The sequence below is a fragment of the Phyllobacterium sp. YR531 genome (assembly GCF_000282595.1).
GTDB lineage: Bacteria > Pseudomonadota > Alphaproteobacteria > Rhizobiales > Rhizobiaceae > Phyllobacterium.
Map to the genome: position 1 here is coordinate 110,397 of NZ_AKIZ01000019.1, position 26,722 is coordinate 137,118.

Here is a 26,722-nt window from a genome sequence, read left to right on the forward strand (position 1 = left end):
TTGTCAACAGAGCATACGATTTCTGGTTGAAATCTCAGCACAATTCCCAACAAAAAGGCCCCGTAAACGGGGCCTTTTTTCATCTTGTGTGAAATGTTTACTGGAACAGGATAATTGCCTGTTTGATCGTGACCCAAACGCCCCAAAGAATAGGAATACCGACCGCAGCCCAAGCCAGCGCTGCTTTGGCGTCGAGGCCGCCGTGGCCAATGCCGAATGACCCGCCTGCACCGGCATCCGCAACCTTGGTCTTGGCCTGCAATGCTGCCACTTCCGCATCTGACATGAACCATTTATCCGCCAGAGGACGCACAAACAGATTGGCGATCAGTCCAAGAGCCAGCATGCCTGCCAAAATATACATCGTCCGGTCATAGACCTGATCGCGCGGCACACCCGCATTGATCTGAAACTCGCGGATGTAATTGACCACCACCGGACCGACGATACCGGCTGTCGCCCAAGCTGTCAGCAGACGGCCATGAATCGCGCCAACGAACTGTGTCCCGAAAATATCAGCAAGATAGGCCGGAATGGTCGCAAAGCCACCGCCATACATCGACAGGATCACACAGAAAATGGCAACGAACAGGGCTTGGCTGCCAATATGAGCAGCAGTTGGCGCGAAGGCGTAAAGCGCGATGCCAAGCGCAAAAAAGGTGAAGTAAGTTGCCTTGCGCCCGAGCCGATCCGACAACGATGCCCAGAAGAAGCGGCCACCGATATTGAACAGCGAAAGCAGACCCGTGAAACCGGCCGCTATGGCTGCTACCGCAGTTTTCTGCGATGCATCGAGCTGCGTAAAGCTAACATCCGGAAAGCCGATCAGCCTGCCTGCGAAGATTTCCTGCAACATGGGCGAAGCCATGCCGATAACGCCGATACCTGCAGAAACATTCAGGCAGAGGACGGCCCAAATCAACCAGAACTGCTTTGTCTTGTGGGCATCACGCAAATGAACATGCCGCGTGGTAATCATGGCCTTGCTGGTTGCAGGTGGTGACCACCCTTCAGGACGCCAGTTTGCAGGCGGGATACGATAACCGAACGCACCGCACATCATGAAAACAAAGTAACCTGCGGCCATTACAAGCAGCGTCTGCCAGACACCAACAGATTCCGGCGTCTTGAAGTAATTCATGAGAAGATTGGCGAGTGGAGCACCGATCATCGCGCCGCCACCAAAACCCATGATTGCCATTCCTGTTGCCATGCCGCGACGGTCGGGAAACCATTTGATCAGGGTCGAGACCGGCGAAATATAACCGAGGCCAAGGCCAATACCGCCAATAACGCCCGCGCCGAGCCACATCAGCCACAGTTGATGCGTCATGATGCCAATAGCCGCGATGACCATGCCGCCGCACCAGCATAGAGCAGAGACTACGCCAGCCTTGCGAGGCCCTGCCCGCTCCAGCCAGCCGCCCCAGATAGCTGCAGAACAACCAAGAAGAACGAAGAACAGCGTATAAATCCAGCCAAGGTCACTGACGCGCCAGTCACAGCTGGTTGTAAACAAGGCAGTAACGAGATTGAGATCAGCGCAGGCAACAGATTGCTCTATCCCAATAGAACGGGACAGAGGCAGCCAGAAAACACTGAAGCCATAGGCCATGCCAATACACAAGTGAATCGCCAAGGCAGCCGGTGGAACCAGCCAACGGTTGAAGCCCGCTTTGGCGACAATTCGCTCGCGGTCAAGAAGTCCGGGAGACCCTACCGAGCCTCCTGCAGTTTGGTCAATTGCTGACATGCTATGCCCCTCCCAAGGTTTGCATTCAAAACAAGATGGATATTTAGGGTCAGGCCCCATTAATATGATCAGACGGGAACGGGACCGGGCTTGCGTATCTGCTTCGCAGCCTCAACGACCAATGCATCCAGGCCGTTATTCTGCTGTTCCAGAATGTCGAAGAACTGCTGACGCATGCGCGGTTCCCAAAAATGATTGATATGATCTGCGACAGCCGCTGCTGCCTCATCTTTTGGCTGAGAGTGGAAAAAGGTCGCGATCTGATTGGCCATGTAGACCAGTTTTGTTGCCGTGGATTTATGGCTTTCACTATCCATATTGCACCAGTCTTACAGTTGGACTTTGAATTAGTGTAGACGCTGCTGGATCAGCATTGAGATGCGGCCTCTGTGGCTTTTCATCCGTCCCGGGCCGAATCTGCGCCGCCGCAACCGGAATGCGCTCCGGCCGTGTAAACACATCGAATTCATCGCCACGAACCAATGCAACAAGGGTAAGACCAGCGGCATGCGCTGTTCGGATCGCCAGCGCTGTCGGAGCTGAAACGGCTATGAGGACGGAAGCACCAATGATCGCAACCTTCTGGACCATTTCGATAGAAACACGGCTGGTGATGACAATAGCACCACTGCCTCCTTCAATGCGCGAACGGCAAAGACTTCCCGCCAGTTTATCCAGTGCGTTATGCCGCCCTACATCTTCGCGCGCAACAAGGATGCCTTGTCCCGGCTGATAAAATCCGGCGGCATGTACTGCGCCTGTCTCCTTGTGGAGTGGCTGTAGCTCCGAAAGCAGACTGACGGCTTGCGCAATATCATCCGGAGTGAGTTCCAGCTTCACACTCTCGACCGAGGATACAGGTTTTAAAGCCTGCTCGATGGATTCAATACCGCAAAGGCCGCAACCAACGGGGCCTGCCATGCGGCGCTTGCGGTCACTCAACTCCTGCCCCGCTTCCCCCGCGAGCCTGATCTGAATGTCTATGCCTTCCGCATGATCCTCCACATTGATCTCATCAATCTCTTCGAGGCTCGAAATTATACCTTCAGAGAGGCTGAAACCAACCGCAAAATCTTCCATATCCGCCGGCGTCGCCATCATGACCGCATGGGTGGTGCCATTATAGCTGAAAGCGACTGGCGTTTCTTCGGGAACAGCCCGGTCACTGCGCGCATAGTTGTCAACCACACCTTTAAGACGGCGGGTGATCCGCGGTACAGGCTGGAGTGCTGGGCGCTGCTCCACCTCTATTCCGCCGCGTCGAGTACTTTGATCCGACGGCTTTGGCGGGCCTGTTCGTCATATTGAACCTGCCAATCGCTCGGACCGTTCGAAGCGCCCACCTGAACCGCCGTGACCTTGTATTCCGGGCAGTTCGTCGCCCAGTCAGAGAAGTCGGTGGTGATCACATTTGCCTGCGTCGTGGGATGGTGGAAGGTCGTATAGACGACGCCGGGTGACACGCGGTCCGTAATAAGCGCGCGCAAGGTGGTTTCACCGGAACGGCTGTTAATCTTCACCCAATCGCCGTCGCGGATACCGCGATTTTCCGCATCATGGGCGTGAATTTCCAGCCGGTCCTCCTCGTGCCACATGACATTATCCGTACGGCGGGTCTGCGCGCCCACATTATATTGCGAAAGGATACGCCCGGTTGTGAGCAGCAGCGGGAAGCGCGGTCCTGTACGCTCATCGGTTGCGACATATTCCGTGCGAATAAACTTGCCCTTACCTCGCGCGAATCCGTTGATGTGCATGATCGGTGTGCCAAGCGGAGCCTTCTCATTGCATGGCCATTGAACAGAACCTTCCTTTTCAAGAAGATCATAAGTTACGCCTGCAAAGCTCGGTGTCGTTAGAGCAATCTCGTCCATGACCTGTGATGGATGCGTATAGTTCCAGTTGAGACCCATTGCCTTGGCAAGGTTTTGTGTAACCTCCCAATCCGCATAACCGTTCAGCGGGCTCATAACCTTACGCACACGATTGATGCGGCGCTCGGCATTGGTGAAGGTGCCATCCTTTTCTAGGAATGTAGAGCCGGGCAGGAAGACGTGAGCGTAATTTGCAGTTTCGTTGAGGAACAGGTCATGGACAACGACGCATTCCATCGCTTCGAGCCCGGCAGCGACATGCTTTGTGTCCGGGTCCGACTGCAAAATGTCTTCACCCTGAATGTAAATGCCCTTGAACGTACCATCGACGGCAGCATCCAGCATGTTCGGAATGCGCAAACCCGGCTCATCCTGAATTTTGACGCCCCAAAGCTTGTCAAAAATGTCCCGTGTCGATTCATCGGAGACGTGGCGATAACCGGGTAGCTCGTGCGGGAATGAACCCATATCGCAGGAGCCCTGCACATTGTTCTGGCCACGTAGCGGATTAACACCAACACCCTTGCGGCCGATATTGCCGGTTGCCATCGCAAGATTGGCGATTGCCATGACCGTTGTAGAACCCTGACTGTGCTCTGTGACGCCAAGACCGTAATAAATCGCTCCATTGCCACCAGTGGCAAACAGGCGTGCAGCTTCGCGAAGGGTTTGCGGATTTACACCGGTCAGTTCTTCAATTGCTTCAGGGCTGTGTTCCGGGCTGGAAACAAAAGATGCCCAATCCTGAAACTCTTCCCAGTCACAGCGCTCGCGAATGAACTTTTCGTCGAACAGGCCTTCGGTGACAATCACATGGGCCAGCGATGTTACAACAGCCACATTTGTGCCGGGACGCAGCTGCAAATGCTGCGCTGCTGAGATGTGGGGCGAACGCACAAGGTCAATCCGGCGGGGGTCGACAACGATCAGCTTCGCGCCCTTGCGCAAGCGCTTCTTCAGACGCGACGCAAAGACGGGATGACCATCGGTCGGATTTGCTCCGATGACCATAACCACGTCCGTATGTTCAACGCTGTCGAAATCCTGCGTACCGGCAGACGTGCCGAAAGTGGTCTTCAGACCATAGCCGGTTGGCGAGTGGCAGACACGGGCACATGTATCGACATTATTGTTGCCGAAACCGGCGCGGATCAGTTTCTGGACAAGGAACGTTTCCTCGTTGGTACAGCGTGACGATGTGATGCCGCCGACAGAATTGCGTCCATACTGGTATTGGATGCGGCGAAACTCATTGGCGACATGTTTATAGGCCTCTTCCCAGCTTACTTCGCGCCAGGGATCGGTGATTTTCTCACGGACCATCGGGTTGAGAATACGGTCCTTATGGGTGGAGTAACCATAGGCAAAACGGCCCTTGACGCAGGAATGACCGCGATTGGCCTTGCCATCCTTGTAAGGAACCATACGCACCACTTCTTCACCGCGCATTTCAGCTTTGAACGAGCAACCGACACCGCAATAGGCACAGGTTGTGACCTTGGAATGTTCGGGCTGTCCAATCTGGATAACTGACTTTTCAGTCAGCGTAGCAGTGGGGCAAGCCTGAACACAGGCACCGCAAGAGACACACTCGCTGTCGAGGAAATGCTCATGCATGCCGGGTGATACGCGGCTGGAAAAACCACGGCCCTCAATGGTCAGCGCGAACGTACCCTGCACTTCTTCACAGGCGCGGACGCAGCGCGAGCAGACGATGCATTTCGCCGGGTCGTAGGTAAAGTAAGGGTTGGATTCATCCTTCGGCATCCAGCGATCGTTGGAAACACCTTCGTTCTTTGCAAATACGTGGTTGTCGCCCTCATATCCATAACGCACATCCCGCAGGCCAACTGCTCCTGCCATATCCTGCAACTCGCAATCGCCATTGGCGGCGCAGGTCAGGCAATCAAGCGGATGATCGGAGATATAAAGCTCCATTACGCCTTTGCGGATATCCTTCAGACGCTTGGTTTGCGTATGGACGACCAACCCTTCCATCGCAGGGGTCGTGCAGGACGCCGGTGTGCCATTGCGGCCCTCGATCTCGATCAGGCAAAGACGGCACGAACCGAATGCATCGACCATATCTGTGGCGCAAAGTTTCGGGACCTGAATGCCAGCTTCCATGGCAGCACGCATCAGAGAGGTTCCCTCAGGAACGGTTACCTCGCTGCCATCAATGGTCAGCGTCACCATCTTCTCGGAAAGGGAAGCTGGCGTGCCGTAATCGATCTCGTGAACCAGGGACATGGTGAACTCCTATTCCGCCGCAACGGCGAGCGGTGCCGGGCGGAAATCTTCAGGAAAATGATTGAGCGCGCTCATGACGGGATATGGCGTAAAGCCACCCAAGGCGCACAGCGAACCAAACTTCATTGTGTTGCAAAGATCGGTGAGAACCGCGATCTGCTTTTCAGGCTCAATATTGGCTGCAAGACGGTCTACGACCTCAACGCCACGTGTCGAACCAATGCGGCATGGCGTGCACTTGCCACAGGACTCCACGGCGCAGAACTCCATGGCAAAGCGCGCCTGCTTCAGCATGTCGACGCTGTCGTCGAAAACAACGAGCCCGGCATGGCCGATCAGCCCGTCCTTGGCTGCAAAGGCCTCATAGTCAAAAGGCGTATCGAACAGCGCACGGGGGAAATAAGCCCCAAGCGGACCACCCACCTGCACAGCCTTGACCGGGCGTCCTGTCGCGGTACCACCGCCGATATCGTCGACAATCTCACCAAGGGTAAGGCCAAAAGCAGCTTCGAAAAGGCCGCCATATTTGACGTTACCGGCTATCTGCAGCGGAATGGTTCCGCGCGAGCGACCCATTCCGAAATCTTTATAGAAGGCTGCGCCGCGATCCATGATGATCGGTACGGAGGCGAGTGAAATCACATTGTTGATGACAGTGGGCTTACCGAACAATCCCTTATGCGCAGGAAGCGGCGGCTTGGCGCGGACAATACCGCGACGACCCTCCAAGCTTTCAAGCAAGGCTGTTTCTTCGCCGCAAACATAGGCACCGGCACCAACACGCACTTCCATATCAAACGCATAATTCGAACCAAGCACGCAAGCGCCCAGAACACCGGCTGTGCGCGCAACCTCAATAGCCTCGTTCATGACGGCAATGGCGTGCGGATATTCAGAACGGATATAGATGTAACCCTTGCTCGCTTCTACGGCGATACCCGCAATCGTCATGCCCTCAATGAGCACAAACGGATCGCCTTCCATGATCATCCGATCGGCGAAGGTGCCGCTATCGCCTTCATCCGCATTGCAGACGATATACTTCTGTGGAGCTTCGGTATCGAGAACGGTCTTCCACTTGATGCCTGTCGGAAATCCGGCCCCGCCTCGTCCACGCAGCCCGGACTCTGTCACCTGAGCAACGATTTCGGTCCGCGATAATGCCAAAGCATTCTGCAGCCCCTTCAAGCCATCATGGGCGCGATAATCATCCAGTGAAACCGGATCGGTGATGCCGCACCGGGCAAATGTCAGGCGGGTCTGCTTTGCAAGAAAGGGGAGATGATCGGTCAGGCCGAGCCAAAGTGGATGCACCCTGCCCTCAGCCAGACCACCATCAAGCAATGCGGCAACGTCCGAAGCCTTGACCGGCCCATAGGCCACGCGGCCATTGGGTGTTTCCACCTCGACCATCGGTTCAAGCCAGTACATGCCACGCGAACCATTGCGCACGATTTTTGCATCAAGTTTGCGAGCGGTAATTTCATTCTCAAGCGTCCTGGCGACTTTTTCAGCCCCAAGAGCAAGTGCGCCGGAATCACGCGGTACAAAAAAGGTGACGGTCATAAGCGCACCTCAACTGCGATTTCATCAAGCTGATCAGCATCGAGGCGGCCAATGACCTCGCCATCCAGCATCGCTGCCGGAGCACAGGCGCAAAGGCCGAGACAATAGACCGGCTCAAGCGTAACAGCGCCATCGGCGGTTGTGCCATGCCAATCAATACCCAGCAATTGGCGGGCACGGTCAGCCAATGCGTCACCGCCCATCGATTGACAGGCTTCGGCGCGGCAAAGCTTCAGGACATGCCGACCTGCGGGATGATCGCGATAATCATGATAGAAGGAAAATACGCCGTGAACTTCCGCCCGGGAAATATTGAGAGCATGTGCGATCAAAGGCAGAGTTTCTTGCGGCACATAGCCAAACTCATCCTGCAACTCATGCAAGATGGGCAGTAAAGGCCCTTCTTTGCCCTTGAATTGATCGATAATGCCTATCGCCCTTGCAGCGACATCGGTACTTGCGCTCTGCATTTTTAGCAGCGCCCTCCCTAAATTTCTCCTCGTGACTTAGAACAGATCAAAAAACTGATATATAATCAATATCGCAGACTCGTTAGTCGATAGAAAATTTCTATTAAGAAACATCCATTGTGAGGGCCAGCGCCCGTGCCTCGTGCAATAATGCGGAGACGAGCGGCGTATGCGGCTCACGATCTGCCGTAACGAGACCAACCAGATGGCGCGCATCCGGCTCAACGATGGGAATTGAACGGATCGGTTCGGCAAAGCCCAAAGTCTCGGAAAGATTGAGCGGCATGATGCTTACCCACTTGCCGGTGCGTATATGGGAGAACAGCACGATCATTGAATTCGACTCGAGTGTCGGGCTGACTTCAACGCCGGCATCATGCAAATGCTTGTTGATAAGACGCCGGTTCTGCATGTCTTTTGTGAGCAGACAAAGCGGCAATTGGCCAACCTCCGCCCAAGTGACAGATGTTCTGTCTGAATATGTATTCCCCGCCGCCGTTATCAGTTGATAGCGCTCGGCATAAAGAGGAACCGATGTGACGCGTCCTAACGGCTCGTTATCCAGGTAGCTAATGCCAGCATCTATCTCAAAATTACTGAGCAATGTCAGAACTTCGAGTGACGTGCGGGATGTAATGGAAAAAGTAACGTCGGGGTGTTTTTCCCTGAAAGGCGTGGTGAGCTTGGAAACCATCGCGAGAGCCGTTGGGATAGCGGCAATTTTCAGATGCCCGGCAAGCCCCGAATGCGCTGCACGGATTTCCTCACGCATTGTTCTGGTGTCACCGACAATGCGCCGCGCCCATTCGAGCACGCGCTGACCTTCGGAGGTCAGACCATTAAAACGCGACCCGCGTTGGACCAGAACGGCCCCAAGCGTATTTTCAAGCTGGCGAATAGCCGCTGAAAGCGTCGGCTGCGTAACACCGCATTCCTCTGCGGCCCGGCCAAAATGCTTGTGGCGAGCCAATGCAATAAAAAACTCCAGCTTGTCGATCATTCCGATTGCTCCCCCACACTGACTCTAATGGTGATCCATGCAAATGAGCAAGTCCCCCGATAGTCACGCCGCTTTGATCTGGCAAAGCGCATTGTTTGATGTATGTTGCCGTCAACACCCACGCTTCCAAGGACATGAAAATGGATATCCGTCAGATTGACGATCGCTATGCTGTGACTGGCCAAATTTCACCGGACGATGTTCGCGATATTGTTGCGGCTGGTTATGGCGCGCTTATTTGCAACCGCCCGGATGGCGAAACGCCGGACCAGCCCGATTTTGCCGAGATTGCAAGAGTGGCGGAAAAGGCTGGCATCCCTGTCTATTACGTGCCTGTCGTTTCCGGTCAGCTAACACAGGATGATGTGGACGCAATGGCTTCGGCTCTAGAACAGGCCGAAGGCCCGGTTCTCGCTTATTGCCGCTCCGGTGCGCGTTCTACCAATATTTACGGGATTGTGCAGCAGCAAAAGGACTGATCAGTGCGTCTAGCAAGCATTGCGCTGACATTCGCCTTTTCAGTGGCGCTGGCTGTTTCTGCCAGCGCCCAAGACAAACCAACGCCCGTCGAAAATGACAAGAAGCCTTTGGCTTCCATTAAAAAGCTGATGGATGATCTCGACAGGTTGTTAAAGAACAGCTCTACCGTGAAACCGGCAAGCAGCGGCAATATTGAAGATCGCATGATGAACGAGATTCAAGCCTGCTGGGCTCTTCCTGCTTATAAGCAGGGCGATATTTTGCCCGAAACGAAAGTTACCGTAAATGTCGGAAAAGACGGATCGCTACTCAGCGATCCGATTGTTTTGAAGTCTGGAACGGACCCTTTGGGTAAACAGCTTGCTGAAAGCGCTGTTCGAGCCATCAAGCGTTGCGCGCCCTTCAAAACAGTGAAAGACAATCCCGATTCCTATGAAAAACTTCGAACGATTGTCTTCAACTTCAAGCCGTCCGCATTATAATTCTGGATCAGAAAAACGCCTGAATGCCAGTCTGGGCTCGTCCGAGAATGAGTGCATGCACATCATGCGTGCCTTCATAGGTATTCACAGTTTCAAGATTTTGCGAGTGACGCATGACATGGTAACCGATCTGAATACCATTACCGCCATGCATGTCGCGTGCCACACGAGCTATATCCAATGCTTTGCCGCAATTGTTGCGCTTGACGAGACTGATCATCTCCGGTGCCATCCGGTCTTCATCCATGAGACGGCCAACGCGCAATGATGCCTGCAAGCCGAGGGTAATTTCGGTCTGCATATCGGCAAACTTCTTCTGGAAAAGCTGAGTGGCGGCCAATGGGCGACCAAATTGCTTTCGATCAAGGCCATATTGCACGGTTCGCTGCCAGCAATCTTCAGCAGCGCCTAGAACTCCCCAGGAAATGCCGTAACGGGCACGATTAAGACAGCCGAACGGGCCTTTGAGACCAGCCACGTTTGGCAGCACATGTTCTTCGCCGACGATAACGCCATCCATGACGATTTCACCGGTGATGGAAGCGCGTAGTGAAAGCTTGCCGTCAATTTTAGGCGCAGAAAGTCCTTTCATGCCTTTTTCAAGCACGAAGCCCTTGATCTGCCCGTCATGTGCGTCGGACTTGGCCCAGACAACGAACACATCAGCAATCGGAGAATTGGAAATCCACATTTTTGAGCCGGAGATGCTGTAACCATCCGCAACCTTGGTTGCACGGGTCTTCATGCCTGCCGGATCGGAACCAGCATCCGGTTCAGTCAGACCAAAACAGCCAATCCACTCACCAGAGGCGAGCTTTGGCAGATATTTTTTGCGCTGTTCCTCGGAGCCATAAGCGTAGATGGGGTACATCACCAGCGAAGATTGCACGCTCATCATTGACCGATAGCCACTGTCCACGCGTTCCACCTCGCGTGCGACAAGACCATAGGCAACATAAGAGGCGCCAGCCGTGCCGTATTCTTCAGGCAACGTGACGCCGAGCAGCCCTGCGCCACCCATGAGCCTGAAGAGTTCAGGATCGGTTTTTTCCTGGAGATAGGCCTCTTCAATGCGAGGCAGAAGCTCACTCTGGGCAAAGGAACGCGCACTGTCGCGAATCATCCTTTCATCTTCTGTCAGTTGATCTTCCAACAAAAAGGGATCGGTCCAGACAAAGGACGGCTTGGAATTTGCCATTAGGGTCTTCTCCTCGAATAGTTCTCAAGGACTATCATCAAATCTGTGCCGGTGGCCAGATGATAACATTGCTAATATTTGCTTGGATGATGAGCAGCACGCATGATTTGCACGTTTCAGTACTCAGCCGAATCCACTATATCTGGGCAATGGCAATCAAACATCTCACCGAAACCATCATAAACCAGATCGCGGCGGGCGAAGTTATCGAACGGCCTGCCAGCGTTGTGAAAGAGTTGGTTGAAAATGCCATCGACGCCGGTGCCACGCGTATCGATATCGTCACTGCCGGTGGTGGAAAGAACCTCATCCGCATAACCGACAATGGTTCGGGCATTCCTTCGGATGAGCTTGCGTTGGCCGTGTCACGGCATTGCACGTCCAAATTGACCGACAATGTGCACGACATCAGAGCTCTTGGTTTTCGCGGTGAAGCGCTGCCATCTATCGGGTCTATCTCGCGGCTTTCCTTGAAATCACGCGTGGCAGATGCTGATTCCGGATTTGAGATTGCCGTCAATGGCGGGCGAATGGATGGGCCACGCCCCACAGGCATGAATGGCGGAACGATTGCCGAAGTGCGTGATCTTTTCTTTTCAACGCCAGCACGCCTGAAATTCATGAAAACGGACCGCGCTGAAGCGACTGCGATCAGCGACGTCGTTCGGCGTGTTGCGATAGCCTTCCCGCATATCCGCTTCTCCATTACAGGCAGCGACCGTTCTCCGCTGGAAATGGCGGCCACCGGTATTGGTTCTGCTGGTATGCTGGAACGTATCTCGCAGGTTCTCGGCAAAGACTTTCCAGAGAATGCCATTGCCATAGATGCCATGCGCGATGGAGTAAGGTTGACTGGCTTTGCGGGCATTCCTGCTTTCAATCGCGCCAACAGCCTGCACCAATTTGCCTATGTGAATGGGCGGCCGGTGCGCGATAAACAGATTTGGGGCGCTACTCGTGGGGCCTATGCAGATGTCATGTCGCGCGACCGCCATCCGGTCGTCGTGTTGTTTCTTAATCTTGATCCCGAACTCGTTGACGTGAACGTTCATCCGGCAAAAGCAGATGTGCGCTTTCGCGATCCTGGCCTTGTGCGCGGCTTGATTGTCGGAGCAATTCGCGAGGCTCTCGGACAATCTGGAATTCGTGCAGCAACGACAGGCGCCGAAGGAATGCTGCACTCGTTTCGCCTCGGTGGCGCAGAACCTCGCCTTGCAGCGCAGTCATGGGGTAATGGGAACACCTATTCCAGTAATCAGAACTATTCGGCTCAGCAATCGCCGTTTCGACCCTTCGAGCAGACACCTGTCGCAGCCAATGATGGGCATGGGCTCGCCGAGGCTGTGCAGGAATTTCTTTATGACGGTGCTAATGCGTTAAGCGCTGATGCGCGGGCCAGCACGATTGCTGCACCGCCGGAACTGCTTGCCATGCCGCTTGGTGCCGCCCGCGCGCAAGTCCATGCAAATTATATAGTCGCCCAGACTGATGACAGCCTTGTCATTGTCGACCAGCATGCCGCGCATGAACGTCTCGTTTATGAAGCGTTGAAGAACGCACTTCATTCACGCCCCTTACCCGCGCAAATGCTGCTGATCCCGGAAATTGTTGATCTTCCTGAAGATGATGTAGGGCGGCTCGTCGCCCATGCCGAAACACTCCAACGGTTTGGACTAGGGATAGAGGCGTTCGGCCCGGGAGCAGTTGCCGTGCGGGAAACGCCATCCATGCTGGGCGAGATTGATACGCAACAGCTGGTTCGCGACCTTGCAGATGAGATTGCCGAGCATGACACTTCGGACGGATTGAAAGCCATTCTTGATCATGTAGCAGCGACCATGGCTTGCCATGGTTCGGTCAGGTCCGGAAGGCGGCTTAAGCCTGATGAGATGAACGCATTGCTTCGGCAAATGGAAGCGACGCCGGGATCAGGTACGTGCAATCACGGACGCCCGACCTATATAGAATTGAAGCTGACAGACATCGAGCGGCTGTTTGGCAGGCGTTAGAGCCAGAGCTTGACCGCGAAAGTCGTAAGGCCGTAAATAGCGGCTACTGATAAACTGGAACAGATGTAATGAACCGATTTGAAGGCCCCGGCTCGCGAGAAGCCAAGATTCGCTACCTTGATGGCGACTTTCAGGTTTTGTCGCCGGGTGCCTATGTGCTGTGTGCAGTTACCGCAGAAAAGATTGCTATCGATGAACTAAGATATTGGAGCGTCGCCCGGCAGGAGCCTTATGTCGATGCCCGTACATCGTTCAATCGCGAACTTCAGGAAAATCCCGATTTGCGGCAGCGGAGCAAAGGTTGAACATGCAGAACCGTCGTACGCTGCTGCTTTCCATTGTAGGTTTTGGCCTTGCTATCAGCGGTTGCGCGACCAACACTCCGGCTCCAGCCTATAGCGGGCCGACAAAAACTATTCGCGGTTATTTGCAAGGGCCACCCTATGCCCGGCTTACTGCCAGCACGGTTGTATTTATAACTGCATATGATGCCACCAATGGCGCAACGGGTTCCATGCCCAAAATCGGCGCGACCAGCTTTACGCTCAATCGCAATGGTTATTTCCCAGTCGCCTATGAGATCGAGATTCCGGCAAGCCATGCAGCACCGCGAATTTCGCTTGCAGTGGAAATGCGCCAGTATGGCAGGGTGACATTCACCAATGATCGGCAATACAGCCAGACGACCGGACGCAATCTCGACATACCCGTAAGAGAAGCGCCGCCACGGGTGAAAAGCCGCAATTACCTATAGAGTTTTGAGGGCTCGAGCCTTTGCACGCTCGCGCGTATCCCGGATAATGTTCTGTGCCGTTTGTGGATGGTTGAAAATCAGATCCACCTCCAGAACGAGCGTCTGTTCAGCGAGCTTTCTGGCAGTAGGGCTGCCGTCAAGCAATCGCACATGATCCTTTGCAGTCGTAATCAAAGTAAGGTGGTTCTCGGCAGCATCCTTGATTAAGTCTGCTGCCTCTTCATCCGTAAAAGGATGGTGATCCGGAAACGGCTTTGTTTGGACAATCTCAAGTCTTTCCTCATTCAAGGTTGTAAAGAACTTTGACGGATCGCCAATGCCGGCAAAAGCCAAGAAACGCTGCTGCGAAATGTGCTCAACCCCAACCGGTCGCAGTACAGCTTCGTAAATTGGTTTTGCCGCCCTTGCCGCACTGCGAACGACTTGGTCCGCGCCACTAGCAGTGCCAATCTTGAGCAGCGCGTCGGTCCGAACCAGTTGGTCAGTCAAGGGTGCACGCAAAGGCCCGGCAGGAAGAACTTTGCCGTTGCCTATGCCCCTGCCCGCATCCACGACCATAAGTGCATAATCGAAATGCAACCGGGCGCTTTGGAAACCATCGTCCATGATGATGAAATCACACCCGCCCTCGATCAGAGCTGACGCACCGGCAACGCGGTCAGCACAAACGACAACCTGTGCGTGACGTGCCAACAGGATAGGTTCATCGCCAACATGACGAGCGCTATCGTGCTCAGGGTCAACTTTATGCAAACCGGAGAACGCACCGCCATAGCCACGCGAAACGATGCCGGGCTTCAAACCGGCAGACTTCGCTGCCTTGGCAAGCGCAATGGATGTTGGGGTTTTACCGGCACCACCGACTGTGAAGTTACCAACACACAGTACCGGGACCGGAACTGTTGGCGGAGTAGCCCGCCGGATACGGCGGCCAGCAACAGCACCATATATCCTGGCCAATGGGCTCAGGGCCCGCGCGCGCCAATCCGGCTTTTCCCACCAGAATGGAGGCGCTTCCGACGTCATTTCCAGGTACTTTCACGATTGGATAGACGGGCTTGCAATACCAGAGGCTGCAGAAAGGGTTCCAATGCGGTCATGGTACGTGACAGTGATCCACGCATGTCCTCGACAGTCTTCAATCCCGCGTCGATCATGATCTGTCGTTCAGCAGGATTGTTGAACAGATAGTTCACCGCCCCGGCCAGCATATCCTTGTCGCGTACAAGTTTAGCTGCGCCATTCTTAATAAGGCGCTGGTAGGAGTCGCGGAAATTCTGAACATTCCGACCCGAGAGGATCGCGGATTTCAGCATGGCAGGCTCAAGCGGGTTCTGACCGCCTTGTGCAGTCAGTGAACGGCCAACAAACGCAATCTCCGCCATTCTCAGATAAAGCCCCATATCGCCTATGGTATCGCCGATAAAAATATCAGTTTCCGGCTCAATCGTATCATTGCGGCTGCGCAGGGCAACCTTCATTCCCATGGCTTCGATCTGGGTTGCCACTTCTGACGCACGATCAGGATGCCTTGGGACAAGGATCGTCAGCAAATCGCGATGCCTTGCCTTGAGCATTTGGTGAACTTGCGCAACGATTTCCTCTTCGCCCTGATGCGTAGAAATTGCCGCCCACGTCTTACGCGACCCGATCATCGTCTGAAGTTCTGCCAACTGCGAATTGTCTACAGGCGGAACAGCGGTATCGACTTTTAGATTGCCCGATACAGTAACCGGGCGCGCGCCAAGAGTACGAAAACGCTCGCCGTCAACATCGGACTGAGCAACAACATGCGCGAGATTCTCGAACAGAGCCTCTGCAATTGACGCCCGCTTGTGCCACGCAGCAAAGGAGCGATCCGACAGTCGCCCATTCACCAGAACCTGCGGCACCCGGCGGGTTCCAAGCTCGAGAATTGTCATCGGCCATATCTCCGACTCGCATATTACCGCAAGGTCCGGTTGCCAATGAGCAAGGAAACGATCGACTGCCGGTTTGAGATCAAGCGGCACATACTGGTGAATGACACGATCTCCAAGACGATCCTGAACCATCTTCGCGGACGTCACTGTGCCAGTGGTCAAGACCACATGGATTCCCATTTCGACGATAGCTTCAACCAGAGGTGTCACAGCCGAGGTTTCACCAACGCTGGCGGCGTGAACCCAGACCAATGGTCCCGAAGGACGCGCCACACTGGCTACGCCATAACGTTCGCCCTGGCGGCCACGCTCTTCCTTGCCTTTGCTGGCACGGAAAGCAACATAGGCACCGACAACGGGGAAAATAATAGCACCTGCCCACCGGTAAGTTCCCAGTGCTAGCCTAGCCCACCTCTCGCTCATGCCGCGCCATCCACAAGCTGGTGCACGCGGAGCGTATTCGCATTCAGGCTGTCCGTAAGTTCAACGCGCTTGGCTTCCAGCATGGCGTCATCAGCATCCTGAGGTACAAAAATCGGGTCGCCGACAATCAATCCAGATTTGCCGAATGGCAATGGAATAGTTGTCTTATCCCAACTCTTTTCAAGAACCTTACGACGCGAGGTCAGGTAGCAGATAGGAAGAATCGGACGTCCCGATAATTTTGCAAGCAGAACAACACCTATGCCTGACTGGCGAGGCGTACCATGGGGAATATCAGCAATCATTGCAGCAGTCTTGCCATCCTTCAGCGCCTTTTTTAGGGCAAGCAATGCACGAGCACCGCCCTTCTCTGTGCCTTTTGTGCGATCCCTTCCGCCCGAACCACGGATAATCTCAACACCAAAACGCTCGGCAACGCGAGCATTCAACTCTGCGTCCTTACTGCGCGAGAACATTGCAACAAAACGAACATTGCGCGGCATCAAAAACGGAGCCATCAGATGCTGGCCGTGCCACGCAACAGCGATGAACGGCTCGCCGCCACGCTTCATGTCTTCAACGTCGGATGAGCCTGCAAGGCGGGGATTAGTAGCATTCACCAGTCGGAAAAACTGGGTGATGAGCCAAACAATCATCGAGCGCACGACCGGCGAATTGGCCAAAGGTCCACGGACAGAACGCCAGAAGCGCTTCAGCAGTCCCTTTTTCTTCTTAGGGGAAGATTTGGAGGTCACCGTGATTTCGCTAACTGGCATTTCGTTGTCTTGTGGGGTCACACGATCAACCTGATTTACCCGTTACCGGGTCGAGCAGCTTGTGCATGTGGACAATGAAATAGCGCATATGCGCATTGTCTACCGTCTGTTGAGCTTTGGATTTCCAGGCGCGCTGTGCAGTCTCGAAGTTTGGATAGATGCCAACAATATCCAGATTGTCGAGATCGCGGAACTCAACCCCGCCCAACTTCTTAAGCTCACCACCAAAAACCAGATGCAGCAGTTGTTTTGGATCGGATGTTTCTTCGCTCATAATTACTTGTCCAGATTTTAGTCAAAGATTGGGAAGGTTAGACTATTTAGCCGAAGGCCGTGCCCGCTACAATGTTCAGCATGTTATCCATTAGTAGACCACTTGCCGCAACCAAAGCACCGTGCCGGTAGTCGCCCGTCTGCGTATTGCGCAGACCGTAGGTGAGTGCTTTACCTTCCGCTGTCAAGACATTGCCACCAGCTTCCGACAAAATGAGATCGGCAGCGGCAAGGTCCCAATCGTGAGAATTCGGCCTCACGATTGTTCCGGCGAGATCACCACGGGCGACCATTGCGAGCCTGTATGCCAGGGAAGCAATATGTGGGGCACGTTCAATCGAGCCGAGGAAGTATTCCGGCAGCTTGTTAAGATAATTACCCGGGGCAGCCACCTTGAAAGGGCGATTTTCTGCCTGAACGCGGATTGCGCTGCCGTTCTGATCCGCTCCACCGCCCGGCAATGCACTTATCGTTTCATTGCGTGCAGGACATTCGAGTACACCTGCAACCGGGCGACCATTCTCGATGACAGCGACGCTAACGCACCACACGTCGATACCCTCGATAAAAGCGCGCGTCCCATCAATCGGATCAACAACGAAAAAGCGCTGCCTTGAAGAAACAGCCGCCCGCTCGTCCAGCGTTTCTTCAGATATCCAGCCATAATCCGGGCGCGCGGTAAGCAATATGTCCTTGAGATACTTATCCGCTGCAAGATCAGCTTCCGTAACGGGCGAATTGCCTGTCTTGAGCCAAATCTGTGGTGACTGCCCATAATAGGACAGCGCGATTTTCCCGGCTCCGGCAGCAGCCTCAAGGATCAGGTCAAGATCGTCACGATTTTGTTTACTTGCCGGCAAGTGTCATGCCTTCAATGAGCAGTGTGGGGCTTGCCACGCCGAAATTGCGATCAATGTCATTTCCAACGGTAAGATTGAGGAACATTTCCTTCAGATTCGACGCCAAGGTGACTTCGCTTACGGGGAATGCCAATTCTCCATTCTCAATCCAGTATCCACTGGCACCACGGCTATACTCGCCGGTTATCATATCTACACCCTGCCCGAACAATTCGGTAACGTAAAAACCCGTGCCAACGTCACGAATAAGTTCTTCCGGCGTCTTCTCGCCGGGTTCGATAGCGAAATTCGTCGAAGAAGGCACGACCGTGGACCCCGAGCGCGTGCCGCGTCCATTGGTCGTCAAACCAAGCTCTTTGGCTGTCGATGTGGACAAGAACCAATGCTTCAATATGCCGTTTTCAACCATGTTCAATGGTGTGCCCTCGAGGCCTTCTCCGTCGAAAGGTCTCGACGCGGACCCGCGCGCGCGCAAAGGATCATCAGTTACATTGATCGTATCGCGAAGAATTTTGGTTTCCATCCGGTCCTTGAGAAAGCTGGTTTTGCGCGCAACCGATGCACCATTGATTGCACTTGCCAGATGTGATGCAATGCCGCGGGCAACGCGTGGGTCATAAACCACATTGACCTTACCGGTCTGAGCCTGACGCGCATTCAGCCGCTTTACCGCCCGTTCGCCGGCAGAGCGGCCGATAGACGCGGCGTCTTCCAACTCATCAAAATAAATACGCGAAGAAAAATCATAGTCGCGCTCCATCCCGGTTCCGGTTCCGGCAATCGCACTGACGGAACGCGAAAACCGCGAACCATTATAAGAGCCGGCAAAGCCACCAGATGTGACCAGAACAAGCCCGCCCATTCCGGCGGAAGCAGAGCCACCCCCGGAATTGGTTACACCCTCAACGCCCAACGCTGCTTCTTCCGCGGCGAGAGCAGCTTCGGTCAATTGCGCCGCGTCCACACTGGTTGGATCATAAAGCTGAAGATCGCGAATATTGCGAACGAGCTGGTCCCTTGCCGCCAGCCCTTCATATGCATCGTCCGGTGAGACCTTGGCCATTGCAACGGCACGCTCGGCCAGGACTTTGGGATCAGACCCCGCATTGGCGGAGATACTTGCGATCTTGCGTCCCACGAAGACCCGCAGTGAAAACTCATCGCTTTCGGAAGATTCTGTCGACTCTACTTTTCCCAGACGCACGCTGACAGCGGTAGAGCGCGAACGGATGACGACTGCATCTGCTGCATCTGCTCCCGCACGCCTTGCGGCCTCTACAAGCGCTGTGGCATTGTCTACAAATTCGCGGGAATTTACCGGCTCGACCATATTCATCTCTAAGGTTGATTGCATGATAGGATGCGAGGACTTATCTGACAAAAGTCAGATGATGTACTCCACCCTATATGGTGCAAATCAGGGTCTATCAAGGCAAACACACGCAACATTTTTTCAGGTCCGGATTACGAGCACATGCTTTCACAGAGCGGCAACCTCTACTTTCAGGCACTTGCACTCCTCGCAGGAGCGATCATTGCCGCTCCGCTTTTCAAACGTCTCGGGCTGGGAACAGTGCTGGGTTATCTCGCCGCCGGGCTATTGATCGGGCCGCTGGCCAATCTCATCACAGACGGCGAACAAGTCCTCCACTTTTCTGAACTCGGCGTTGTCTTTCTGTTGTTTGTCATCGGTCTTGAACTCAAGCCATCACGCCTCTGGACATTGCGCCATGCGATCTTTGGTCTCGGCGCAGCACAGGTGATCATTACGGGTAGCCTGTTGACCGGCCTCATCCTTGCGCTGTCTCTGATGAACTGGCAGGCCGCACTGATTACAGGCTTTGGACTTGCCCTCTCCTCCACGGCCTTTGCAATGCAAATTCTCGAAGAGCGCGGCGAGACTACGATGCCGCACGGCCAGACATCTTTTGCAATTCTGCTGTTTCAGGATTTGGCGATCGTTCCGCTACTGGCAATGATTCCTGTTCTTGCACCTGGCTCAGCGACCCGCGAGGCAGATCCGCTGGGCAAGTTTCTGATTGCCGTCATATGTGTCGGTGCAATCATCGCTGTGGGACGCTACCTTCTCAACCCGCTCTTTCGCTTTATCGCCAATACTGGCGCGCGGGAGGTCATGATTGCTGCCGCCCTGTTCGTGGTTTTGGGTGCAGCAACGTTGATGCAGTTTGCCGGTCTCTCAATGGCTATGGGCGCTTTCATCGCCGGGGTTCTCCTGGCCGAATCGTCCTACCGGCACGAGCTGGAAGCTGATATCGAACCCTTTCGCGGCGTATTTCTCGGCCTGTTTTTCATGGCCGTCGGGCTTTCGCTTGATCTGGATGTCATCCTGCAGAATTGGCAGGCCATTCTTTTGGCAGTGCCCGCCTTCATGGCAATCAAAGCTTTTGTGGTCTATGTGTTGGCTCGGCTGTTCCGCAACAACCATAATGATGCGATCCGCGTCGCGTTCTTTTTGCCTCAAGGCGGTGAATTCGGGTTCGTCCTGTTTTCAGCAGCAGCGGCAGCGGGTCTGATGACCGATTCGAGCGCCTCCGAACTCGTGGCAGTGACAACGCTCTCCATGGCAGTCATGCCGCTGTCGGTTGCTCTTGGAAACCGCTTTCTGGTGGACCACAACAAAAAAGACGAGATTGACGAAGACTTTGATGGTGCCGGAGCAGATGTCATGATGATCGGCTTCTCGCGTTATGGTCAGATTGCAGCGCAAATACTTCTGGCTGGTGGCAGCGACGTGACCGTCATCGATGCATCAGCCGATCGCATACGCGCTGCAAGCAAGTTCGGATTCCGCATCTATTTTGGTGATGGTACGCGTAAGGAAGTGCTTGAAGCGGCAGGTATAAGACGCGCAAAGATTGTGGCAGTCACGACGCACAAAAAGGAAACAACCAACCAGATCGTTGAAATGATCCAAGCCGAATATCCGGATATCAAGTTGTTCGTTCGCTCCTATGACCGTGTGCATACATTGAAGCTGCGGGCTCGCGGAGTGCACTATGAGTTACGTGAAACCTTTGAGTCCGGTCTGGTGTTCGGCAGGCGTGCGCTTGAGGAACTCGGCGTAACGGAAGAACTTGCCTATGAAATCATGCAAGATATTCGTCAACGGGATGAGGACCGGCTGCACCTGCAGGCAGCAGAGGGCCTGTCCGCAGGAAATGATCTGCTTCTGACGAGGCCTGTGACCCCTGAACCTCTCGTCAAACCGACCCGGGAAGCGCAGCGCATCGATACCGTTTTGGACGAAGAGATCGACGCCAAACCGGTACCTACGCCCGCCGAGTAATACTCAAGATTGCGGCGGTCCGACAATCAACACCGCAGGGCTGGTTAAAAGCAGCTTCTGCGCTGCGGCCTTAACCTGCTCCAGGGTTACCGAGTTGATAAGGTCAGCACGCTTGTCGATATAATCACGACCAAGCTTTTGATCCTGCAAGCCTACCAGTGTGCTGGCAACGGCTGAGGAAGAGTCCAGATTATTTACGGCGTATGAACCCACCAGATACTTTTTAGCCTCAACAAGCTCATCTTCGGTCGGCCCATCCTTGGCCATACGTGCGACTTCGTCCTTGAGGATTTGCAATGTCTCATTGGACCGGTCCGCCCGTGTAGCTGTCGATATGATCAGTGCGGACATATGATCCTTGGTGGCGAGAGTTGAGCCTGCCGAATAGGCAAGGCCCCGTTTTTCGCGGACTTCATTATAAATGCGGGATGAGAAAGTACCGCCGCCAAGAATATGATTCATGATAAAAACCGGGAAGAAATCCGGATCCTGCCGGCGAACTCCTGGGTAGACCATGGAAATGGAGGTTTGCGGTAAAACATAATCAACACGGGTGGTTTGATCAAAACCAAGCTTGGCTTCGCTGATCTTTTTCAATTGTGCCTTTTCTGGAAGATTACCGAAAACCTTGTCCAACAGAGTGGCCAGATCCTCCGGGCTGATCGAACCAACTACACCTACGATCAGATTATCTTTGGCAAAATTGCTCTTATGGAAAACAGCAAGGTCATCATATTTGATGCTGTTCAGAGTTTCGACTTTCCCCTCGGATTGGCGGCCGTAGGGGTGGTCACCATAAAGTGCTTCGGCAAATTTACGGCCTGCAATGGTATTGGGGTCACGTTCGGACGCCTTTATCCCCGCCACCACCTGCTGCCGGATGCGATCAATAGGGGCCTGATCGAAGCGTGGCTTATTGACTGCCAGCGCAAGCAGATCGACAGCAGCGTCACGTTTGTCAGAAAGCATGCGGACTGTGCCCGATATCGCATCATCATCCGCGCTAAAGCTCATCTCCGCGCCAACATCATCGAATTGCTGTTGAAAGGCCTCTGAGTCCAGATCACCGGCCCCCTCATCGAAAAGGCCTGTCATCAGATTTGCAAGCCCGTCCTTACCTGCCGGATCCTGGGATGAGCCACCCTTGAATGAGAAGCGCATTGAAATGAGCGGAACGAAGTCATCCTGCACCAGCCAGGCCCGAATTCCCTTCGGAGAGACAACCTCTTTGATCTCGACGGCATAGGCAGGAGCTATGGTAACAACAACGAGCAAGATTGTTGCGGCTAACCGCTTCATGATTGATGCAGTCATTGGACAACTCCCTGCGCTGGCGCTCCGGCATCGGGCTCGCCTGTATTTTGAGTCTGTTCGGATTTTTGATCCGGCGAGCCAGCTTCCGGCATAAGATAACTTGTGACGGAGCGGCTATCGACCAGATATCGTTTCGCCACGTCCTGAATATCCTGAACTTTTACGGCTTTGATCCGATCCGGCCATTCATCAATATCCTTGATCGTCTGGCCTGTAGAAAGGGTCGACCCATAGATACGGGCCATGCCGGTTTGACTATCGCGAGCAAAGATAACGCTTTTCAGGAAGCGATTTCTGGCTTTTTCCAGTTCGTCCTCAGTCACGCCGTCCTTGATGATGCGAGAGACCTGCGCGTCGATACCATTCTCGACGTCCTTCAAAGTTGCATCACCACGGGGAGAACCATAGACACCAAAACTGCCATCATCGAGCGATGCACCCTGATAATAGGCTCCGGCATTGGCAGCAGAGCCATCCTTGACAACCAGATTCTGATAAATACGACTGCGCGACGAACCACCAAGAATCTCGCTTAACAAGTCGAGTGCTTCAGCTTCGCCCGGCTTTGCGTTTGTATAGGATGGAGCAAGCCACATTTTCTGGAAACTTGGTTGAGAAACACGGGGATCAGCCAGCGAAACTGTACGCTTGGTGTTCTGTTCAGGCTCCTGCGGGCGCTCACGCTTTCCCGGTTCGGCACGGCGTGGAACTTTCCCATACGTCTTTTCTGCCAGAGCTTTGACCGTTGCGCTGTCTACATCACCCGATACAACCAGTGTTGCATTATTTGGCGTGTAGTATTTTTGATAGAACGCTAAAGCGTCTGTCAGGTTCAATTGCTCCATCTCGTGCAGCCAACCGATTACCGGCATGCGATATGGATGGTTCTGATAGAGCGTGGCATTTACTTCCTCAGAAAGCAGTGAAGAAGGATTACTGTCCACGCGTGAACGGCGCTCTTCCAGCACTACATCACGTTCCGTCTTCACCACATCATCATTGAGAATGAGGTTTTCCATGCGGTCCGCTTCGTAGGTCATTGCCATTTCCAGCGCCTGTGGAGCAAGTTGCTGGTAGAATGCCGTGTAATCGTAGGATGTGAATGCGTTTTCCTGACCACCGATCTCAGCGACTTTGCGCGAGAATTCACCTGCCGGATAGGTCTTGGTTGCTTTGAACATCAGATGCTCAAAAAAATGTGCAATGCCGGATTTACCCGGCGCTTCATCGGCAGAACCGACATGATACCATAACATGTGCGTAACCACAGGCGCACGATGATCGGGAATGACGACAACTTCCAACCCATTATCCAAATGGAACGAGGAAACATCCGTCTTGAGCGACGCCTCGGTTGCGGACACTTTTGTTTCCGCACGCACTGGGAATGTTGAAATCGAGGCGACAAGTACGCCGGACAAGACAAATGCCGCAAAGGTGCGGCCTTTAGCAAGAAGCATTCAAATCAATCCAATTCTGTTTTACAGACATCGCTGCAATAATGGACTTACGACTTCCCAAGTCATTACGACTTCAATGTGACAAGTCTTATAATGGTGCCGCCATAGGGCCGCTCTTCAACAATTTCAAAACGGGGATCAAGTTCAATAGTTGCCTCGGCTTCTTCTTCGAGAATAAGAAGTGAATCCGGCTTGAGCCATCCACCGTCCAATGCGGCTTTAAAAGCAATTTCGCCCAACCCTCTGCCATAGGGCGGGTCGGCAAACACCAGATCGAAGGGTTCAACATTGCCCGCATCGCCAAGCTTTGTCGCATCGCGGCTAAAAACTTTGGTAGCGCCCATAAGTCCAAATGCTTCGATGTTTGTACGTATGAGCCCGCGCCCTTGCGCAGACTCTTCTATAAAGATTCCGTAACGCGCACCGCGGGACATTGCCTCAAGGCCCAAAGCGCCAGTACCGGCAAACAGGTCGAGCACCCGCGTGGACTCGAACTTCTCCGGATAATTATGGACCAGTATATTGAACAGGCTTTCACGCGTCCGGTCAGTCGTCGGCCGGATCGCGTTTGTTTCTGGCGTCGCCAAGCTGCGTCCGCGAAATTTTCCGCCTACAATCCGCATAGGAGACCTTAGCCTTTAGGCTTGCCGCCACGTGGCGGTCTACTTCCACCGGAGGGGCCACTGCGAGGTGCACCTTTCGGACCCCCATAAGGACGATCGCCACTACTGCGGCCATCTTGCCTGCCCGGCGCGCGCGTCGGCTTACCACTCGCGCCGTAAGGGCGTTCGCCACGATTTGGACGGTCGCTCTGCGCAGGCGCATCACCGCGGGCTTCACGCTCCTTCAACTCCGCACGCTCACGCTTGCCAACCCGCGGCGGGCGCGGCGCGTTCCGCGAGCCTTCCGGCCGATCCGAGCCGAATGAACGTTTTGGACGTTCAGCATTATCTCCGCCCTCGCGTGGTGGTCGCGGAGAATAGCTGCGTGGCTTGTCGCCGGAATAACCACCGGGCGTACGAGGTCCGCTTGATCTTTCACGATCTTCGCGCGGACGATCCGAAGAAGCTGGACGGTCACTAAATGTCCGCTTCGGCCTGTCAGCACTGTCAGACCGTCCACGTGCTTCGCGGGCCTCAACGGCTTTCGCCCTTGCCTTACCCATGGGTCGAGCACCTGGAGCCATCCACACATTCGCAGAACGCGAACTGCGGGGAGCCATGGCTTCGTCTTCCTTGCGTTCCCGGTCAGCTTTTGAGTTTATCCCGCGAGGCTTCTGGTCGCCATCGCGTGCTGGACGAGTTGGTCGTTCATCCCTGCCCGCCCGGACAGGTCGTTCATCACGACCTGTCCGCGGCGTAGCCGGGCGATCAGTACGATCAGTCGTCCAGCGGGACAGATTTTCTTCGCGTTGCTCATCCTTGGATTTGCGGGGCGCGCGCCGTTTTTCTACCGGTGCACTGGAAATCCACTCCGAGCGTTGAGCAGGAGCCGGACGCTCGCTTGGCTGCTGCACTGCCTCGCCTTTGACCGCTTCATTGGAAAATACATTGATGATCGGAGCATCGAAATCGGCACCGGATTCTTCAATCAGACGTTCACCCAGCTGATCGCGCAGTGTACGGCCGTTCATTTCGCGAACGGAGCCTTCCGGTAAATCACTCAGCTGGAATGGGCCATAGGAAATTCGAATGAGCCGATTTACTGACAGGCCCAATGCACCGAGAACGTTTTTGACTTCGCGGTTCTTGCCTTCGCGCAACCCCATCATGATCCAGACATTCGAGCCCTGCTCGCGTTCCAAATGTGCCTCGATCGCACCGTAGAACACACCATCGACAGCAATACCGTCTTTTAATGTATCGAGCTTTTCCTGCGTGATACTTCCATGCGCACGAACACGGTAACGGCGCAGCCAACCGGTTGAAGGCAATTCCAAAGCGCGGGACAGACCACCATCATTCGTCAGCAGCAGCAGGCCTTCAGTGTTTATGTCAAGGCGGCCAACAGACAAAACGCGTGGCATATCCTTCGGCAAGGATTCGAAAACGGTTTGACGCCCTTCTGGATCGCGATTGGTGGTCACAAGGCCAGCTGGCTTATGATAAAGCCACAGACGCGTACGTTCTTTCTCGGGTAACGGCTTGCCGTCAACCTCGATACGATCACTTCGTACCACGTTGATCGCTGGTGTTGTCAGGCGCTTGCCATTGACGGAGACCCGGCCAGCCGCAATCATTGTTTCGGCTTCGCGGCGGGAAGCAATACCAGCCCGTGCCAGACGTTTGGCTATACGCTCGCCCTCTTCCGGCTGTGCTTCTTCTTTGCGCGCTTCGAAAGAGCGCTTTGCTGGAGCAGCGCCATCAAATTTGCGTGGCCCCTTGGGGCCGTCATTGCCGCGCTTGTCGAAGCTGCGCTTTTCAAAGGGGCGTTTGCCGCCCTTGCCGTCGTCATTTGAACTTGTCATGGAATGTTTGCCTTTCAGCAGGGCTCACTACCAGCTATGGAGTGTGCTTGCGAGTAAATTCTGGATAATGAGCCGCCTGTGACC

The 26,722-nt window shown here is 54.3% G+C and carries 24 protein-coding genes; 6 read left to right on the forward strand and 18 right to left on the reverse strand.

From position 1 onward, the window contains the following. Window positions 1-97 precede the first annotated feature (97 nt). The 7 genes from PMI41_RS12945 to PMI41_RS12975 form a co-directional block, all read right to left on the reverse strand. Window positions 98-1,753, reverse strand: a complete 1,656-nt coding sequence (locus PMI41_RS12945) for an OFA family MFS transporter (RefSeq protein WP_008125443.1) — start codon at window positions 1,751-1,753, stop codon at window positions 98-100. A gap of 68 nt (window positions 1,754-1,821) precedes the next feature. Further along, window positions 1,822-2,070, reverse strand: a complete 249-nt coding sequence (locus PMI41_RS12950) for a formate dehydrogenase subunit delta (protein WP_008125445.1) — start codon at window positions 2,068-2,070, stop codon at window positions 1,822-1,824. Next, window positions 2,063-2,962, reverse strand: a complete 900-nt coding sequence (fdhD, locus tag PMI41_RS12955; protein ID WP_157179386.1) for a formate dehydrogenase accessory sulfurtransferase FdhD — start codon at window positions 2,960-2,962, stop codon at window positions 2,063-2,065. Before fdhD ends, PMI41_RS12950 begins: the two co-directional genes overlap by 8 nt. A gap of 38 nt (window positions 2,963-3,000) precedes the next feature. Beyond that, window positions 3,001-5,877, reverse strand: a complete 2,877-nt coding sequence (gene fdhF / locus PMI41_RS12960) for a formate dehydrogenase subunit alpha (protein WP_008125449.1) — start codon at window positions 5,875-5,877, stop codon at window positions 3,001-3,003. A gap of 9 nt (window positions 5,878-5,886) precedes the next feature. Further along, entirely contained in the window at window positions 5,887-7,443 is a 1,557-nt protein-coding gene (locus tag PMI41_RS12965; protein ID WP_008125451.1) for an NADH-quinone oxidoreductase subunit NuoF, read from the reverse strand. Continuing rightward, complete coding sequence (locus PMI41_RS12970) at window positions 7,440-7,913, reverse strand: formate dehydrogenase subunit gamma (protein ID WP_008125453.1); 474 nt, start codon at window positions 7,911-7,913, stop codon at window positions 7,440-7,442. Before PMI41_RS12970 ends, PMI41_RS12965 begins: the two co-directional genes overlap by 4 nt. A 103-nt stretch (window positions 7,914-8,016) precedes the next feature. Further along, window positions 8,017-8,913 (reverse strand): LysR family transcriptional regulator, encoded by an 897-nt coding sequence (locus tag PMI41_RS12975; protein WP_008125454.1) that lies wholly within the window; start codon window positions 8,911-8,913, stop codon window positions 8,017-8,019. A 140-nt stretch (window positions 8,914-9,053) separates the two neighbouring features. Here PMI41_RS12975 and PMI41_RS12980 point away from each other — a divergent pair, with 140 nt between their 5' ends. Beyond that, window positions 9,054-9,392 (forward strand): TIGR01244 family sulfur transferase, encoded by a 339-nt coding sequence (locus PMI41_RS12980; RefSeq protein WP_008125455.1) that lies wholly within the window; start codon window positions 9,054-9,056, stop codon window positions 9,390-9,392. Window positions 9,393-9,395: 3 nt separating this feature from the next. After that, the gene (locus PMI41_RS12985) at window positions 9,396-9,875 is read left to right on the forward strand and encodes a cell envelope integrity protein TolA (RefSeq protein WP_008125456.1); all 480 of its coding nucleotides are present in this window, start codon (window positions 9,396-9,398) and stop codon (window positions 9,873-9,875) included. Window positions 9,876-9,882: 7 nt separating this feature from the next. On the opposite strand, the gene PMI41_RS12990 is transcribed toward PMI41_RS12985, so the two are convergent. Further along, entirely contained in the window at window positions 9,883-11,073 is a 1,191-nt protein-coding gene (locus PMI41_RS12990; protein WP_008125457.1) for an acyl-CoA dehydrogenase, read from the reverse strand. 149 nt (window positions 11,074-11,222) lie between these two features. Here PMI41_RS12990 and mutL point away from each other — a divergent pair, with 149 nt between their 5' ends. From mutL to PMI41_RS13005, 3 genes are all read left to right on the forward strand, one after another. Beyond that, a complete protein-coding gene (gene mutL / locus PMI41_RS12995; RefSeq protein ID WP_040854827.1) occupies window positions 11,223-13,082 on the forward strand; it encodes a DNA mismatch repair endonuclease MutL in 1,860 nt (619 codons plus the stop codon). 68 nt (window positions 13,083-13,150) lie between these two features. Then, window positions 13,151-13,387, forward strand: coding sequence for a DUF2093 domain-containing protein (locus tag PMI41_RS13000; RefSeq protein WP_008125459.1), 237 nt, complete (start codon window positions 13,151-13,153; stop codon window positions 13,385-13,387). A 2-nt stretch (window positions 13,388-13,389) separates the two neighbouring features. Next, window positions 13,390-13,836 carry a hypothetical protein gene (locus tag PMI41_RS13005; protein WP_008125460.1) on the forward strand — a complete coding sequence of 149 codons (447 nt, stop codon included), beginning with the start codon at window positions 13,390-13,392 and terminating at the stop codon, window positions 13,834-13,836. Here PMI41_RS13005 and lpxK read toward each other — a convergent pair. From lpxK to PMI41_RS13035, 6 genes are read right to left on the reverse strand one after another with little or no spacing between them, the layout of a single operon-like run. After that, entirely contained in the window at window positions 13,831-14,862 is a 1,032-nt protein-coding gene (gene lpxK / locus PMI41_RS13010) for a tetraacyldisaccharide 4'-kinase (protein ID WP_008125462.1), read from the reverse strand. The two genes, PMI41_RS13005 and lpxK, sit on opposite strands and share 6 nt — an antisense overlap. Further along, window positions 14,859-16,181 carry a lipid IV(A) 3-deoxy-D-manno-octulosonic acid transferase gene (waaA, locus tag PMI41_RS13015; protein WP_008125464.1) on the reverse strand — a complete coding sequence of 441 codons (1,323 nt, stop codon included), beginning with the start codon at window positions 16,179-16,181 and terminating at the stop codon, window positions 14,859-14,861. The genes lpxK and waaA overlap by 4 nt, the downstream gene beginning before the upstream one ends. Beyond that, window positions 16,178-16,957 carry a lysophospholipid acyltransferase family protein gene (locus PMI41_RS13020; protein ID WP_052025892.1) on the reverse strand — a complete coding sequence of 260 codons (780 nt, stop codon included), beginning with the start codon at window positions 16,955-16,957 and terminating at the stop codon, window positions 16,178-16,180. Before PMI41_RS13020 ends, waaA begins: the two co-directional genes overlap by 4 nt. 25 nt (window positions 16,958-16,982) lie before the next feature. After that, window positions 16,983-17,231, reverse strand: coding sequence for a DUF4170 domain-containing protein (locus PMI41_RS13025; protein WP_008125469.1), 249 nt, complete (start codon window positions 17,229-17,231; stop codon window positions 16,983-16,985). 46 nt (window positions 17,232-17,277) lie between these two features. Then, complete coding sequence (locus PMI41_RS13030) at window positions 17,278-18,090, reverse strand: 3'(2'),5'-bisphosphate nucleotidase CysQ (protein WP_008125472.1); 813 nt, start codon at window positions 18,088-18,090, stop codon at window positions 17,278-17,280. Continuing rightward, window positions 18,077-19,420 carry a TldD/PmbA family protein gene (locus tag PMI41_RS13035; RefSeq protein ID WP_008125474.1) on the reverse strand — a complete coding sequence of 448 codons (1,344 nt, stop codon included), beginning with the start codon at window positions 19,418-19,420 and terminating at the stop codon, window positions 18,077-18,079. The genes PMI41_RS13030 and PMI41_RS13035 overlap by 14 nt, the downstream gene beginning before the upstream one ends. Before the next feature lie 144 nt (window positions 19,421-19,564). On the opposite strand from PMI41_RS13035, the gene PMI41_RS13040 reads away from it, so the two are divergent. Further along, window positions 19,565-21,397 carry a monovalent cation:proton antiporter-2 (CPA2) family protein gene (locus PMI41_RS13040; RefSeq protein WP_008125476.1) on the forward strand — a complete coding sequence of 611 codons (1,833 nt, stop codon included), beginning with the start codon at window positions 19,565-19,567 and terminating at the stop codon, window positions 21,395-21,397. Window positions 21,398-21,400: 3 nt separating this feature from the next. On the opposite strand, the gene PMI41_RS13045 is transcribed toward PMI41_RS13040, so the two are convergent. The 4 genes from PMI41_RS13045 to PMI41_RS24255 form a co-directional block, all read right to left on the reverse strand. Then, window positions 21,401-22,711 (reverse strand): pitrilysin family protein, encoded by a 1,311-nt coding sequence (locus PMI41_RS13045; RefSeq protein WP_008125477.1) that lies wholly within the window; start codon window positions 22,709-22,711, stop codon window positions 21,401-21,403. After that, entirely contained in the window at window positions 22,708-24,171 is a 1,464-nt protein-coding gene (locus PMI41_RS13050; protein ID WP_008125479.1) for a pitrilysin family protein, read from the reverse strand. Before PMI41_RS13050 ends, PMI41_RS13045 begins: the two co-directional genes overlap by 4 nt. A 65-nt stretch (window positions 24,172-24,236) precedes the next feature. Then, complete coding sequence (gene rsmD / locus PMI41_RS13055; RefSeq protein ID WP_008125481.1) at window positions 24,237-24,794, reverse strand: 16S rRNA (guanine(966)-N(2))-methyltransferase RsmD; 558 nt, start codon at window positions 24,792-24,794, stop codon at window positions 24,237-24,239. Window positions 24,795-24,802: 8 nt separating this feature from the next. Next, a complete protein-coding gene (locus PMI41_RS24255; RefSeq protein ID WP_008125483.1) occupies window positions 24,803-26,638 on the reverse strand; it encodes a pseudouridine synthase in 1,836 nt (611 codons plus the stop codon). Between the last annotated feature and the right edge of the window lie 84 nt (window positions 26,639-26,722).

Excerpts from the sequence above, each read along its gene's own strand:
- lpxK (WP_008125462.1), bottom strand. The coding sequence starts at position 14,862 with ATGACGTCGGAAGCGCCTCCATTCTGGTGGGAAAAGCCGGATTGGCGC.
- PMI41_RS13040 (WP_008125476.1), top strand. The coding sequence starts at position 19,565 with ATGCTTTCACAGAGCGGCAACCTCTACTTTCAGGCACTTGCACTCCTC.
- PMI41_RS13050 (WP_008125479.1), bottom strand. The coding sequence starts at position 24,171 with ATGCTTCTTGCTAAAGGCCGCACCTTTGCGGCATTTGTCTTGTCCGGC.
- PMI41_RS12950 (WP_008125445.1), bottom strand. The coding sequence starts at position 2,070 with ATGGATAGTGAAAGCCATAAATCCACGGCAACAAAACTGGTCTACATG.
- PMI41_RS13005 (WP_008125460.1), top strand. The coding sequence starts at position 13,390 with ATGCAGAACCGTCGTACGCTGCTGCTTTCCATTGTAGGTTTTGGCCTT.
- PMI41_RS24255 (WP_008125483.1), bottom strand. The coding sequence starts at position 26,638 with ATGACAAGTTCAAATGACGACGGCAAGGGCGGCAAACGCCCCTTTGAA.
- PMI41_RS12975 (WP_008125454.1), bottom strand. The coding sequence starts at position 8,913 with ATGATCGACAAGCTGGAGTTTTTTATTGCATTGGCTCGCCACAAGCAT.
- PMI41_RS12965 (WP_008125451.1), bottom strand. The coding sequence starts at position 7,443 with ATGACCGTCACCTTTTTTGTACCGCGTGATTCCGGCGCACTTGCTCTT.
- PMI41_RS12970 (WP_008125453.1), bottom strand. The coding sequence starts at position 7,913 with ATGCAGAGCGCAAGTACCGATGTCGCTGCAAGGGCGATAGGCATTATC.
- PMI41_RS13000 (WP_008125459.1), top strand. The coding sequence starts at position 13,151 with ATGAACCGATTTGAAGGCCCCGGCTCGCGAGAAGCCAAGATTCGCTAC.
- PMI41_RS12990 (WP_008125457.1), bottom strand. The coding sequence starts at position 11,073 with ATGGCAAATTCCAAGCCGTCCTTTGTCTGGACCGATCCCTTTTTGTTG.
- PMI41_RS13025 (WP_008125469.1), bottom strand. The coding sequence starts at position 17,231 with ATGAGCGAAGAAACATCCGATCCAAAACAACTGCTGCATCTGGTTTTT.
- PMI41_RS13035 (WP_008125474.1), bottom strand. The coding sequence starts at position 19,420 with ATGGTCGAGCCGGTAAATTCCCGCGAATTTGTAGACAATGCCACAGCG.
- rsmD (WP_008125481.1), bottom strand. The coding sequence starts at position 24,794 with ATGCGGATTGTAGGCGGAAAATTTCGCGGACGCAGCTTGGCGACGCCA.
- waaA (WP_008125464.1), bottom strand. The coding sequence starts at position 16,181 with ATGAGCGAGAGGTGGGCTAGGCTAGCACTGGGAACTTACCGGTGGGCA.
- mutL (WP_040854827.1), top strand. The coding sequence starts at position 11,223 with ATGGCAATCAAACATCTCACCGAAACCATCATAAACCAGATCGCGGCG.
- PMI41_RS12980 (WP_008125455.1), top strand. The coding sequence starts at position 9,054 with ATGGATATCCGTCAGATTGACGATCGCTATGCTGTGACTGGCCAAATT.
- PMI41_RS12945 (WP_008125443.1), bottom strand. The coding sequence starts at position 1,753 with ATGTCAGCAATTGACCAAACTGCAGGAGGCTCGGTAGGGTCTCCCGGA.
- fdhF (WP_008125449.1), bottom strand. The coding sequence starts at position 5,877 with ATGTCCCTGGTTCACGAGATCGATTACGGCACGCCAGCTTCCCTTTCC.
- PMI41_RS13020 (WP_052025892.1), bottom strand. The coding sequence starts at position 16,957 with ATGCCAGTTAGCGAAATCACGGTGACCTCCAAATCTTCCCCTAAGAAG.
- PMI41_RS13045 (WP_008125477.1), bottom strand. The coding sequence starts at position 22,711 with ATGACTGCATCAATCATGAAGCGGTTAGCCGCAACAATCTTGCTCGTT.